The following is a 14184-nucleotide window of genomic DNA, read 5'->3' as shown; positions in this document are numbered from 1 at the left end:
CTGCGTGCAAGCCCCGGATTGTCAAACAGGCCGCGGCTGACCGCCCGTGAAGATTCTGCTGACCGGCGGTTCGAGCCCCATAGGCTCTGTCGTTCTCAACCGCCTGCAGGCGCTCGGGCATTCTGTTCACGCACCGTCCCATGAAGAACTCGACCTGTCCGACCAGGCGGCCATCGACCGCTTGAAGGGCACCCGATGGGACGCCGTGGTGCACCTGGCGCGTCTCCCTGGCAAGCGCGACGAGGTGGCCGCGGCGGAAGCTCTGCTGTCCCTGGATACCCCGCGCTTCGTGTTCATGAGTTCATGGGTGGTCGAATGGGCGGATCGTGCGCGCTTCGTTGACGGCTATACGGCCGGCAAGCGAGCCGTCGAGGCCCGGATCCGGGAATCGGATGTGCCTTATCGGACGGTGCTGCGCCCGTCGCTGGTTCTGGGTGACCACCGCCTCGTGTGGGACAGGCTGATCGGTCTGTTGGCGAGTTGCCGTGGGCGCAGCGTGTCGCTGGTGAGTCTGGAATCGGTCGTCGACGCGCTGGTTGAACGGGGCCTGGACGGCGAGCCGGGCCTGCAAGTGGTTGATTTGAGGGGTGAGTCTTGCGAGGCCGCCGCGGCCAGCCGCGTGTTCGGCGGTCGGGAAACGATCAGAACCCGTATTTTCGCGTCCCTGGCGGTACCGTTGCTGCGCCAGTTGGCCGTGTTCGCTTTTCTCAACGCGGGAAAAAAGGTCGATTCAGCCGCCGCACTGAGTGATCCAGCCCTGTTCCGCGCCGTCCATCCCCGGCGTCTGCTGCGGCCGGAAACCTCTGGCCAGCTCGAGTCCATGGCCCGCTGTGGTCGGAGGATTCGCGCCTATGGCCGCGGCTGGAGCCGCATGCCGTTCTTCCAGGCCGACCGCCCGGCGGACTCCACCCCGGTGGTCGAACTCAGTGTGAGCGGTATCGAGGAGCCCAGCCACTACGATGCCAAGACCGGCCGTCTGACCGTCGCGGCCGGTACGACGTTCGCCGGTCTGTTCGATATTCTCGACCGGTACGACCGCACGATCCGCTGCGTGCCGGAGTTTCGGGATGTCAGCCTGGGCTCGGCGGTGATGACCGACATCCACGGATCCTGCGCGCGTTGCCACGTGTTCGCGGACCAGATCGAGTCGGTTCGAATGCTGCGCGACGGCGCATGGATCGATGGCGTAGCCGTGGCCGAGGCGCGCCAGGCCGGGCGGGACGCCATCGTCTCCCGCGTAGTGATCGCCACGCAGGCCAACATCGGCATGACACGCACCAGTGCCCTGCGCGACGCGCCGGATTCGGCCGGAACGTGGCTGGATCTGTTGCGGGACGGCGAATCGGTCACGATTCACTGGTATCCTCGCGCCGGACGTATCCTGGTGTGGACACATCGCCACGCGCCGGAACCGGCCGGCACTCCGAGGTATCGGGATGGGGCCTGGCTTCGCCGCTACCTCCCTTTCGCCGGTCGCCTCCACCCGCCACATCTGTGGGCCGCGAGCGGGCATCGCCTGCTGGCGACGTGGCCCCGGCTCAGGGGCCTGGAACGCATGGCGTTTCAGTCGGCGGGAGAAATGCGCAACCTCGAATTCTGCGTCCCCTTTGACGACTTCGGAACCGCGCTTGAGCGTCTGCGTGCGGACCCGCCGGGTCCGGTTGGCATTCGGTTGTCACCCCGCGGCGTGTGGGTCGACCTCAGCTCCAGGTGTCCTCAACGCTATGCCGACTGGGGGTTTCCATTGAACGAGGGAAAATGGCTGCCGCGATAGTGCCCGGGTATCGGCCCGTTACCGTTGGGCCACGCATCGATCAGCGGGCAGGCCGGTGGGCCAGCAGTTCGGCCGCGCGTTTCTGCATCGCCCGGTAGGTGGCGGCGAATTGACCTTCACGCGGTGTGGTTCGCGCCAGTTGCAGAACCAGTTCCCGCAGGGCCCGGTAGTCTTCGACCAGGGCCTGGTGAGTGGTGGCTTCGACCAGTTCAACCACGCGGTCTTCGCAAATCCCCAGGCAGGGCGCCGGAGCTTCGATGCGTCCGCAGCCGATGCACCTCCAGGCCTTGATCGGAGCAATGTCGGTTTCGCCGATGGCTATCACATTCGTGCCCCTATTGAATTCGGGACGCGGCGTTTCTCCCCTCGCGCGTCACCGTCTGGCCTTCCGGAAATCGCATGATACGGCCCGCGGCCGGGACCGCATATGATCCACGACAAGTCGGTGGGTGGTCAGGACTCCAACGGTGCAGACGTGTCGCCGCGTGGTTCGCGGAGCCAGACATCACGCTGCGGGAACGGAATGCTGATGCCTTCACGCTCGAACGTCTTGTAAATTCTCATGTTGAGTTCGTGGGTGACCCGTCCGCGCTGAGCGGGGCGGTCGACCCAGCACAGCAACTCGAAATTCAGCGAGGAATCGCCGAAGGTACGCATGCGCACACGGGGCCGCGGATTGCGGCAGACGGTCTCGTGTTCGTCGGCGATGGACTGGAGTACTTCGACCACCTGGTCCAGGTCACTGCCGTAAGCCACACCGATCTTGATGCGGATGCGGAATCGCTCCCAGTTGCCTCCGGACTGGTTGACGATTTTTGAATTCGCCATGATGGAGTTGGGCATGGTGATTTCGACATCGTCGCGGGTCAGGATACGGGTGGAGCGGATGCCGACCTTGGTCACCTCGCCGCGCTCGCCGGTGTCGAGCAGGATGTAATCGCCGTTCTTGTAGGGCGCGTCGGCAATGATGAAGAACCCGGCGAACAGGTTGGCCAGGGTATCGCGCGCCGCGAAACCGACCGCGATGCCGAGAACGCCGGCCGAGGCCAGCCAGGCCGTGGGGTCGATATTCCAGACCTGCAGCAGCGCGTAGGCCGAAACCCCGATGACCAGCACGGTGGTCAACATGTCGAACAGGGGAACGGTGCGATCCTCGACCACCGGGAACCGGTCGCGTATCGATCCGAGTACACCGATCGCCAGGTGAGCCGCGCGCAAGGCATGCCGCGTGAGCTGCAAAATCAGGATCGAAACCATCACGCGGATGGTGATCTGCTCGACGGGCCCGGGCAGATTCAACACCTGAACCGCCAGCGCCAGCGCCAGATACACGATAACCAGGGCCAGCACCGTGGCGGCGATTTCCAGCAGACGGTCCGCCATCTCGCCGGGAAGCTTTCGAACGATGTCGAGCCCGGGTTTGAGCATGATCCAGCGCAGGGTCAGCGCCAGGGCGACACCGGCCACCGCGATGCACAGCGCCAGCACCAGGGGGTAATCAGCCAGAAATAACCACGCCGGCTCCACGGTTCGCGGCAGCCAGACGGGTGCTTCGCTGCTATTCATGGTTCACGGAGAAATCCATCCAATCCCGATTCTACCCGCGAGGCGTCGCGTCGCAACATCCACCGGGTCGATGCATATGATTCCGCCAAACGAACGCTCAGTCAGCCGGTGGAAGCAGTGTCGGGTCCGAGCGAATCTTGCCCGACACGAAGGGGAACAGGGGATCCAGGGTGAAGGTGATCTCCAGTCCGTCTTCGCTCAAAGTACCCTCGACAATGACCTCGAAATTGTCGTCTTCGCCCAGGCCTTCCACCTGGGTTCCGTTCACGGTCAGCGGAATTTCGAAGCGATCCACGGGGTAGACGCCGGAATTGTCCTCGCAGTCCTCGGGGGGAATGCTGGGGTCCGGGTTGGAGGCCACGGTTTCCTGGCTGCCCTGGAACGCGATCCACGAGTCGCCACCATCCGAGATCAACGCCTCGGCGGTCAGATCCATGGTCGTGCTGGCGGTACAGGTGGAATTGTTGTCCTGGGGAATGGTGATGTCCCCGTCCGCGTTCAGGTCGCCGGCGTAGGTCCCGAAGTAACTGACCGGGCACATTTCAACGCTGAAAGCGCGCTCGGCATCGGGCGGGGCGCTGGCTTGGCCCTGCGCGTCGATGGCCCAGACACGCCAGGTCCAGTCGGCCGTCTGACTCGCCGCGATGGGGCCGTCGAGTTCGATGTCGAACACAACGGTCGGGTCGGACGACCGCAGGGGCTCAATGCCGGTATAAAGCCAGGCATCGTCGCCGGACCAGGCGCCGTCGTTACCGACTTCCAGACTGTACGAGGCGGCGCCGTCGACGGTATTCCATTCGAACGTCCACGTTACCGCGTCGGATTCGCAGCGGTTCGGCAGCAGCGCGTCGGCTTCCGGACTCACCAGCTCCGTTGCCGGCAGCGGGGGAGCCGATTCCGAACGGAGCGAGCGTCGATGGGCGAATTCCAGGCCGCCCGGGCCGGAGATCTGATAGTGGTCCTCCGTCATGTCCTGGGTGGTTTCCAGGCTGAACCGGCAGAGGTGGTCCGTGTCCACCGAGCACGATTTCGCGGATTCGCCCGGACGTTGCAGTTGCACGATCTGGTTCGGATCCAGGCAGGGCACGTGCAACTCGAGGTCGTAGGATTCCCCGGCGTTCAGGCCGGACGGACTGGCGGTCAGGCCGGCCAGGCCCGTGCCGTTGCTGTCGATGGCACCGAAATCGACATGACTGCCCGGGTCACCCAGTGGCATGGGCCCGGGCACGGTCGTACCGGCCACGAAACGGGTGCGGGTCTGGGCGTACAGGTCCGGCAATGCCGGGTCCGGTTCGCGGTTCTGGCTGCCCGCGGCAGCGCAGGTGTTTGCGTCCAGGTCGCTCCAGGCGCGGCAGAATGCGAGTTGCTCCAGGTAGGCGGCTTCGCAGCGGTTGAACGCTTCGATCCGCTGCGCCGAATCACCGTCACCACTGGCCGCGAGGTCGGCGCATACGCCGCGCAGGTCGTCGTCGCCCAGCGCGGAAATCGTGGAGCAGGCATCCGCGGCGGCGTCGCCAAGGGCGTTGCAGGCCGCGGCCAGTTCGCCGGGCTGCAGGGCCGCCGAGGCTTCGGGCATGGATGCGTCGAACTGCCCGGCGGCTGTCCGGGTGGCGGGAACGATCAGGGCGCCGGCGAGATCGAAATCCGGTTGCGCGGGGTTACTCGTGGCCGAGCCGGAATCACCCAGCACGAAATCGACCTGGGCGCCGGCGGCAGGCCCGGCGCAGAAATCCACGCCGGCCGCGGCGGTGGTGCCGGCGGTGGCCTGCGGCACGGACCCGGCGTCGTCGTTACCTGTCGGGCTATTGCGATGTTTCGGGGACGCGGTTGCCGATGGGTTGCCGCCCGGGTCGGGCGACCAGCGCGCGGCGCTGGCCGACCGCAGTGGGTCGACGGCCGTCACTTCGGTGCCCCCGTCGGCATTACGACCGATGACGTGGGTGCTGCCGGACAGGTCCCGAACCTCGCTGCCGTTCAGCCCATCGTCCAGCCAAAGGCGCCAGGCATCCGTACCGCGGGTAATCAGACCGCCGCTCAGAACATGGGGCAGGCCTGAGGCGGTACGGCTGCCGAACAGGTCCATCCGACTGCCATCGGGATGCTGGATGCGAGCGAGCACAGGGTCGGTGGGATTGCTCATCAGGGTGACCGCAGCATCTGCGGGCAGGAGGTCGGGGCCGGAGCAGGGCAGTCCCTGGAGGCGGCTCAGGCGCTGGATGGGCCAGATGCCGCGCAAGTCTCCCTGCGGTGTATACCAGGTGACCTGCCCCGTATCGCAATCGGAAAATTCAATGCTGTAGGCGCCGAACGGGTCGAGCGATACGTCCGCCGCGTCGAATTGCGCCCCGAATCCGGTACCGGTGCCGGCCAGGGCTTCTCGCACCAGGATGGCGTTGCCGATGATGTCGCCGATGCCGAGGTTCCAGGCCTGGTTGCCCAGCGCATCGTAAGTGAACCAGTACACCAGGGCCCGGGTCGCCGACAGGATTTCGACGAACCAGCCCTGTCCGCTGGTCTGCGGGTCGAACCAGGCTGCGGAGAGCCCGGCCGGCAGGCTGCCCGCCTGTTCCGGAGTTGCAAGCCGGCTTAACCGGGAGACCTCGAAGCTGCCCTGGCCGTCGAAACCGTCGTAATCGACGCGGGCCGTGTCTTCATCGATGAATTCGACGGTGAACGATCCCCAGGTTTTTTCCACCACGTCGTTGGTGTCGTAGTTCGGGCCGAAGACCGGGCCCTCGGTCCGAATGGCCTCGTCGACCGTGGCGGTGGTGCCATTCAGGGTGCCGACGCCGAGTACGAATGACTGCTCGGCGGAGACCGGATCGCCCGCGCCCGGATACGTATACCAGATGATCAGGAATCCGCCGTTTTCGAGGACCTGAAATTCGAAACCCTCGCCGGAGCGTGCCGGGTCGAACCAGGAGCCGGACAGCACTGTCGGGTCGATGGCACCCTGCGCCTGTGCGGTGGGTGCGAACAGCCACGGCAGGGCCAGCACGGCCAATAGCGCGGCGAACGCGCCGCGACGGGTGTTGGCAAATCTTGCGGTGAAGCCTGATGCCTCTTTGATCCCTGAGATGATCATGGTGGTGGCCGGTCTCCCTTTGGCCCTGCGGACAAGGAGACATGATAGCCGTCGCGGCGGGTAAATAGAACGGGAAAAGCACGACGGCGCGGATTGCCGGTCCGGGAGGAGGGTTTCGTGGTCCGGAAGCGCATTTGCGACGAACCGTGTCGGTTTTACCTCCACCCGTTCGTCAGTGCTGGGTGAGACGGACGGTCAGGGCCATTCCGGCCTCTGTGTCCGTTTCAGGGTCGGGTCCCGGTTCGCGGTCACTCGGCATCCGGTGCCGGCGATTGTCACCGGGCGCTCGCGAACCGGGTTCCGGCCGATTACGGGATCGTCACAGAATCTCCCATGATCCGGATCCCGCGGGCCAGGATGGACCGCCTGCTTTTCAGCGGCCGGGCCGGGCCTGTGCCATACTGATCAGTAAGGGAGAGGCGATGAGGGAGTAAGGCGCATGGGTTCCATACGGCTTGTCGGTGTTCTGTTTGTGGTCGCGGCACTCGGGTCGCTGGTCTACCTGGAATCGACCGAAGTGGGTTTCGCGGAAACCCGGACGCAGGCTCCGGATGTGTCCGATTCCCGCGTGAATCCCCACGGGCCGGATTCGCAGGGTGCACAGCCGGCGCCAAAACCCGCCGACGCGCTGGGAGATCTGAAGGAGATTCCGGTTCGCGATACGACCCCGAGTTATCCGCCGCCTCCGCTTGAAAATCCTCAGGGCGTCGCGCCGAACAATCAGCCGGACATTCCACTGGGCAATGTCGGCGGATTCAATTTCGACGAACCGCTGCTGCGGGTCAATCCCACCAATCCCGCGAATATCGTTGTCACTTCGCATCGCGGCATCCTTACGTCGACCGACAGCGGAGCCACCTGGTTCGGACCGACCAATTATCCGAATGCGCTCGGCGGCAATGGCGGTGACACGGGTATGACCTTCGACAGCCAGGGGCGTCTTTTCTGGACCACCCTGGTCAATCGGCCGATGCCGTCGACGGTGCGCGCGCTGCAATTCATGGAAATCAATCCCACCACGCGGGCGACGATTCAGGCGCCGCTGGACCTGCAGGTGGCATCGGGCGACCCGAATCCCAATTCGGAGGACAAGGAATACATCGTCGCCGATGAGTACCCGGGTAGCCCCTTCACCGACAACCTGTACGTGATCTGGACCAAGCTCAGCGGTTCCTGGAGCGTGCTGGTGACTACATCGACCGACAACGGCGCGACCTGGTCGCTGCCGCTGACGCTGTCGAACGGAATCGTCGATAACCAGCCGTGGCCGTCGGATATTGCGGTGGCGCCGAATGGAGATGTATACGCGGCCTATCATTCAGGTGGAGCGGCCGGCGCGACCGGTTTTACCTCGGTGCTGCGTTCAACCGATGGTGGTGTCAGCTTTCCGCAGAAAACCAGTGCGTTCACGGCGGGGCAGAGTGACGTATCCACCAACGTGGTCGGACAGGCAGGGGCGATTCCCGGCCTGCAGTTCTGGATGCTCGGTTCGGGTCAGCCGTGGGTGTTGCCCGACCCGGCCCGTGCCGGCAATGTCTACGTCGTGACCAACGATGATCCGGACAACGCGCATGGCACCAACGGTGATGACGCGGACGTCGTTTTTGCCCGCTCCACCGACAACGGCAACAACTGGGCGGTGACGACCATTCCGGACGGTTCCGGTGGCGCTCACCAGATTTTTCCCTTCGCCGCCATTGACCAGTTCGGCAATATCGCCGTGGCGTGGTTCGACACCCGCCGCGGCCAGACCAACGGCTTCGGCAACCTGCTGCTGGACGTGTTCGCGACCTACAGCACCGACGGCGGCCTGACCTGGGCGCCCGCGTTCATGGTCAACGACGCCAACAACCCGTTCGATCCCGATTTCCCCAACAATCAGCGGCGTTTTCCGACGCCGCAGCAGACGCCGTGCGCCAAGACCATGGCGACCAATACCGAGACCTGCCGCATCGGCGAGTATTTCGGCATCGACATCGACCGCGGCGCGGTCTACCTGACCTGGATCGGCAATACCTACGACATGGTGGGCAACGTGGCCGGCGACCAGTTGTGGTTCGACTCGTTCTGGCTGCCCACCGACCTGTCCATCAGCAAGACCGACGGCCAGGCCAGCGTGGTGGCCGGCGAGCAGTTGACCTATACCGTGACGGTGGACAACAACGGCGCGGTCGACGCGGGCAACGTCACCGTGGTCGACACCCTGCCGACCGCGGTCAGTTACGTGTCCAGCACGGTAGCTTGCGTCGAATCGCCGACCGATACCCTGACCTGTGATCTGGGCACGCTGACGCCGAGCGAACAGGTGCAGTTCGACATCGTGGTCGATGTCGGCCCCGGCGCCGCGGACGGCGCCGTGCTGACCAACCAGGCGGTGGTGTCGGCGAATAATCCCGACACCGATGGCGACAACGACACCGCGACCGACGACACCTCGGTGACGCGGGTGGTCGATATCGTCATCACCAAAGAAGATGATTTCGATCCCATCGTCGCGGATTCCGGCGTTCCGAACGGGCGTTACACGGTCACCGCCATGAACAAGGGTCCGTCCAATGTGACCGATCTGGTGGTGTCCGACATCCTGACCCTGCCGCCCAATGTGACCCTGCACGAGGTCAATCCCCTGTCCGGTAGCTGGAACGACGCGACCGACGAATGGACCGTGAGCGTGCAGGCGGGCGCGCAGGCCTTCCTGGTGGTGTTCGTCACGGTTCCGCTGGAAGCCGATGAGGCCGATGTCATCACCAATACGGCGTCGGTGGTCGGTTCCGGCGGCGGAGAGTCCATCATCAACACCGATGACGATTCCGATACCGAGGTCACCGCCATCCGCTGGCCGACCGCGAACTGGGACGTTTTCAAGGAATACACCGACGGCGGCGCCGGGCCGGTGGACGTGCGGCTGGAATGCTCGGAGGGCTCCGGGCTGGCGTTCGGCAATCCGGGCGAGGACACCACGCCGGCGGCGCTGCAGTGGCGGCGTTTCGACATTGGCGAGACCCAGTGCTCCGTGATCGAGGAAGTACCGGGCGGCTATTACGAACTCGAACGCACCGAGGACTGCGACGTCGACGACGTGGAAGACATCGACCAGGGCGGGAACTACGCGTGCACCATCACCAACGCACCGACCCGTGCGACCTTTACGGTGCAGAAGCTCTACATGGACGGCAACATCGAGGCGCAACCGGAGCTGAATATCAGCTGCAATACCGGTTTGCCGCTGGACCAGTCCCGTACGGCCGACCTCGTGCCCGGCCCGCTGGGCTCGCCGCAGACCTACGAGGTCAAATTCGTCGTCACCGAATTCGACGACGGCGAACTGGACTGCGTGGTGTGGGAAACCGGCAAGACGGGCTACCACGCCTCGTACAACTGCAACAGTTCGAACAGCAGTTGTACCGCCGGCGGACCCTCAGGTATTCCGGACGATGTCTTCTTCGAAGGCCCCTGCCAGTTCGACGACGTGGTCAGCCTGCTGCCCGATGACGGGCCGCCGTGGCACAACCTGTGCGTGATCCGCAATTACGCGGAACCCGTTGCGGTGGACGTTACCAAGGAATGGATCTTCATCGGCGAGCCCTCCGGGGTCGACACCGACTACGAACTCACCCTGTACTGCGATGCGGAAATCGTCGGTGGCCAGGAGAACTGCCCGGCCGGCCCGAAGGAAGGCATTGCAGGCGGAAACGGCACCACGTGGTGCACGCTGTTCGAGGGTGATGACACCGAAGTGTTCTCCGCGGATGTGATTCCGCAGTGGCCATCGTCGCATTGCTGGGTGGACGAGCGCGTGTTCGACAACGCGGTTGAAATCGAGAATGGCTGCACCGACCTGGAAATATCGGCCGGGGAGGGTACGGCCTGCGTGGTCACCAATACCGTGTTCTTCGAAGGCATACCGGCGCTGGGCCGTTACGGTCAGTTGCTGATGGTCCTCGTGTTGCTTCTCGCCGGCCTGGTGGTTTACCGGAGACCGTAAGCGCCCGAATGATCAAACCCCGCCAGCGGTGGCCAACCGCTGTGCGGCCTCGGCGCACCGGACAGGCGACAGGTAACACGGTTCAACCGCGATTGCCGCTGCGGATGCGCGGCAACGTTCGCTCAAGTAATGGGTATCCAGGAGTGTCCCAGGAGTGTCCCAGGAGTGTCATGAAGAATTGGCATCCGGACGGATTCCCATGATTTTCTGACTACTTCAACTCCACCATGATCTCTCGGTAGGTTGCCGTGCTGACGTTTTCCGCGTTGTGCACCGCCGTGGTTTCGAGCTCTCCGGAAATGGCCCGATCACCGCGAATCTGAAAGTGAAACGTATCGCCCGCGGACAGTGTAACGTCCGTTGCATCCTCGCCGTTGCCGTCGGTTGCCCTCAGGGTGGCTCCATCAATTACATAAACGACGTAGTCGAGTTCGTGTCGATGTTTGCCGGTGCTCTCGCCGGGTTCAAGCACCAATTCCGACACGATGACCTTTTCGTTTTCCAATACTCTTCTGGTTCCCATGGTTGCTCCCAGGTCTTTAACAAAAATGTCCTTGACAGAAATTCAGTCCAAAGCATCCGCCAACGAGCGCAGGAAGCTACGCTGCAGACGTTGGCTGATTTTCGCCTCGGGCACGAACAGATCGCCGCCGTGGTACAGACCGGGAAAAACAGCCAACTCGACCGCTACCCCGGCGGCCATCAATCGGCGCGCGTAATCAATGCACTCGTCACGAAACAGATCTTCCGCACCGACACAGATGCAGGCCGGCGGGAGGCCGGTGAGGTCCTGTGCTCGAGCCGCGGCTGCATAGGGCGAAGCTGCGGTCCCCGGCGCACCGTTGAGGTACATCTCCCAGGCGTCCAATGAGGTTTTTCGATTCCACACGGGATGATCTTCGATGGATCCGGAAGCGGTGTCGTGCAGATTATCGATCATCGGGTACAGGAGCAGTTGCAATGCCAGCGCCGGACCCGAGCGATCCCGATTCAACAAGGCCAGCCCCGCCGCCATGCCACCGCCACCACTTTGTCCGGCGATGGCGATGCGTTGCGGATCGATGCCGAGGGCCAACGCCTCATCGACCATCCAGAGCAGGCTGGCATGACAATCCTCCACCCCGGCGGGAAACGGGTTCTCGGGCGCCAACCGATAGTCCACAGACACCACTACCGCGTCGATCTGTTGCGCAATCTTCAGTGCACGATCGTCCTCAGCCGTGCCCAGAACGTAACCTCCACCGTGAACCCACAGCACGCCGGGTGCGGGCGTATCCGAGGTAGCCTGTGCGGATGGCCTGTAGACGATCACCCGCACGCTACCGCTTTGGGTTGGGACCTGGTGCTCGGTGGTCGACACTGCAGGCGTCGATACCGGTTGGAACATGCGCGCGCGCTCTGCCCGCACCTGCATTACGGTGTCTCGCGTCAGTTTGTCCAAACCCTGGGGTTGGTTCGCCAGACCGGCACGTAGCTCCGGATCAATCTTGGCGGGGTCGAACTTCATGGGTTTGCATTTCGCTGAAGCCGCCGATGCGGGATGAATGAACTCATGCCCTCAATTTTCCTTGTGCGTGAACTCGGTGATAAAGGGCGCGATGACATCGACGTTGACCTTGACGTCGATGAAGACGGGACCTTCGGGCTTGGCGAGTAGCGGTGCGAGTTGGTGCAAGTCGTCCATGGTGCGCACCGTGTGTGCGTCGAAGCCGAGCGGTTCCACCATGGGTGCGAAGTCGACATCGAAGAAGGTTGCCATGGCCGGAGACATGTTTTGACCTTTGAGGATGTGTGCCTCGGCACCGTACGCTGCGTCATTCATGCAGATCACGACGACAGGCAGGTCTTCGCGAATGATTGTTTCGATTTCGCCCAATGTCATCAACAAACCGCCGTCACCAATGAGCAAGACAACGGTGCGATCGGGCCGGGCGCGCTTTATGCCAACGGCCGTTCCGAGCCCCAGCCCGACTGAGCCGGAATCCGATGTATGAGTGAAATGGCCGGGGTCAGGCACGGTGATGTAGGCCCAGTTGGCCATGAAATTTCCACCGTCGAAGACCACATGCCGGTTTTCCGGCAGCATCCTGGAGAGCTCGAGGGCGACAACCCGCTGGTCCAGCGTATGGGCGGTGTGCTGTGTTTGAAAATCCATGGTGTGTTCGAAGTTCGAAATCCGTTCACGAACTTCGTCGGCATGGAACGGCTTTTCCGCGGCAGCGCGATCGGGTAAGCCGGCGACGAGCTGTTGTGCGGTCAGCCTGGCATCACCCACCACGGCGATGTCCGCGGGCGACCACCGGCCAATGTGGGTGCGTACCGCGTCGATGTGAATGAGGGGTACGGGGGGCAGGGCGGTGCCGGAGCTCATGGTGAGTGAATTCAATGCGGCGCCGATGGCAATCACGCAATCGCATTGTTCGATGTAGCGGCGGGCGAGCGAATGTGAGGAAGAACCGATAATGCCGAGGTCCCAGGGACTGCCGCGGAACAGATCCTTGGCCTTGACGGTGGTAACGCACAGCGCGCCGATCCGCTCGGCCAACGCATCCACAGCCTCCCGCGCACCGCCGCGATGCACCCCAATGCCCCCGACGATGAGCGGCCGCCTGGCGTTCTTGATGGTTGCGATCGCGGTGTCGACGGACTGTCGCCGTGCTGGCTGTGGCTCTGGCCCCTCCGGCAGCGTTAATGGGGATGGCAGGGTTGGCGTATCCACAGTTTCCAGCTGCACATCCATGGGTAGCAGCAGCGCTGCGGTGTGACCCAGTGAGGCTTCTGCAAACGCATCAGCGAGTGTCTGCAGTGCGGACTCGGCGCTGGCAGGCACGAAGGTGGCAATACCCATGTCGCGAAGGACGTTTACAGCGGGGAAGGCCTTCAAGTCGGGTCCCATGAGATGGGTCGCGCCCCGCATGACCGGCGCTTCACCGCTGATGATCAGCACCGGCATACCGGTGCGGCTGGCCGATACCGCGCCGTGTACACCGTTGGCCAGGGCCGGTCCGCGCCCGATCAGGGCGACGCCGAGCTTGCCGCAGGCGGCGGCATAACCTGTCGCGGCCATGACGGCGTGGCTCTCCTGGCGCGCGCCGATGAAGCGCACACCGATGGCATCCAGGCTGGCGACGAGTTGGCAGATGTCATCACTCATCAACCCGAAAACCGAGTCTACGCCGAGTCCTTTGATGTGCTCGGCGAGGACCTGGTAAACCGGTTTGCCGCTCATGTGCGCAACTCAAGGCGGTGCAGGGAGGTCCTGCAGCACAGAAGAAAGATATTTGATGCCATGACCACGGCGACCTCGGATAAGGGTTTCTCTGCCAAAGGCGCCTCCATACAGCTCGCATTGGCCCCATAAAAACCCGTTGCCGCTGCCTGGTGAGTGACGCAGGGAGTTGAACTTGTATCAAAATCAAAAATAACAGTCAAATTCATCAGCGATCTATGTGCGTCGGCGGCCCGCGACAACATCAAATGATCAGATCGGTCTGCAGGGTATCCCCGACATTCGGTGTAGTTCGGAATGGGATCTTCGCTCTGGCGAGCGTTGCACGGGTGAGTGGGAACCGCAGGAAATCGCACACCAAAAGCGGCCTTTACGGTGGTTCTGTTCACGTGTTTTCGGTGGTGTGCATGGCCACAGGATCAGCCATCCGGCACCACCCGTTGATCAAAGCGATCTGGCTGCGTTCTGGCTGCGTTTTGGCAGCGTTTGGTGGCGAGAGGCCGTTGCGATACTTGGGGTCCGCGCAAAATCGTCCGGGGATGAGT

9 protein-coding genes are annotated in these 14184 nt (G+C 63.4%); 3 read left to right on the top strand and 6 right to left on the bottom strand.

Translation table 11 applies throughout. The features are described from left to right. Positions 1 to 46 precede the first annotated feature (46 nt). Positions 47 to 1774, top strand: a complete 1728-nt coding sequence (locus V3330_RS01720) for an NAD-dependent epimerase/dehydratase family protein (protein WP_354693649.1) — start codon at positions 47 to 49, stop codon at positions 1772 to 1774. 40 nt (positions 1775 to 1814) lie between these two features. Here the strand turns inward: V3330_RS01720 and V3330_RS01715 are convergent, their stop codons facing one another. The 3 genes from V3330_RS01715 to V3330_RS01705 all read right to left on the bottom strand — a co-directional run bounded on the left by V3330_RS01715 (position 1815) and on the right by V3330_RS01705 (position 6425). Continuing rightward, positions 1815 to 2099 carry a hypothetical protein gene (locus tag V3330_RS01715; protein ID WP_354693648.1) on the bottom strand — a complete coding sequence of 95 codons (285 nt, stop codon included), beginning with the start codon at positions 2097 to 2099 and terminating at the stop codon, positions 1815 to 1817. Between the two features lie 128 nt (positions 2100 to 2227). Then, complete coding sequence (locus V3330_RS01710; protein WP_354693647.1) at positions 2228 to 3340, bottom strand: mechanosensitive ion channel family protein; 1113 nt, start codon at positions 3338 to 3340, stop codon at positions 2228 to 2230. Between the two features lie 97 nt (positions 3341 to 3437). Beyond that, on the bottom strand, positions 3438 to 6425 hold the full coding sequence (locus V3330_RS01705) for a hypothetical protein (RefSeq protein WP_354693646.1): 2988 nt from the start codon (positions 6423 to 6425) through the stop codon (positions 3438 to 3440). A gap of 439 nt (positions 6426 to 6864) precedes the next feature. Between V3330_RS01705 and V3330_RS01700 the strand changes: the two genes are divergently transcribed. After that, positions 6865 to 10410: a hypothetical protein gene (locus V3330_RS01700; RefSeq protein ID WP_354693645.1), complete on the top strand. Its 3546-nt coding sequence runs from the start codon at positions 6865 to 6867 to the stop codon at positions 10408 to 10410. 211 nt (positions 10411 to 10621) lie between these two features. Here V3330_RS01700 and V3330_RS01695 read toward each other — a convergent pair whose 3' ends face one another. From V3330_RS01695 to V3330_RS01685, 3 genes are read right to left on the bottom strand one after another with little or no spacing between them, the layout of a single operon-like run. Continuing rightward, complete coding sequence (locus tag V3330_RS01695; protein WP_354693644.1) at positions 10622 to 10933, bottom strand: cupin domain-containing protein; 312 nt, start codon at positions 10931 to 10933, stop codon at positions 10622 to 10624. 42 nt (positions 10934 to 10975) lie between these two features. After that, entirely contained in the window at positions 10976 to 11917 is a 942-nt protein-coding gene (locus tag V3330_RS01690; protein WP_354693643.1) for an alpha/beta hydrolase, read from the bottom strand. A gap of 51 nt (positions 11918 to 11968) precedes the next feature. Further along, positions 11969 to 13564: a thiamine pyrophosphate-binding protein gene (locus V3330_RS01685; protein ID WP_354693881.1), complete on the bottom strand. Its 1596-nt coding sequence runs from the start codon at positions 13562 to 13564 to the stop codon at positions 11969 to 11971. Here V3330_RS01685 and V3330_RS01680 point away from each other — a divergent pair. Further along, positions 13484 to 13771, top strand: a complete 288-nt coding sequence (locus V3330_RS01680) for a hypothetical protein (RefSeq protein WP_354693885.1) — start codon at positions 13484 to 13486, stop codon at positions 13769 to 13771. The two genes, V3330_RS01685 and V3330_RS01680, sit on opposite strands and share 81 nt — an antisense overlap. Positions 13772 to 14184 lie beyond the last annotated feature (413 nt).

This window comes from Elongatibacter sediminis (genome assembly GCF_037892215.1).
Classification (GTDB): domain Bacteria; phylum Pseudomonadota; class Gammaproteobacteria; order Xanthomonadales; family SZUA-36; genus Elongatibacter; species Elongatibacter sediminis.
This window is presented reverse-complemented; position numbering and strand designations above follow the sequence as displayed.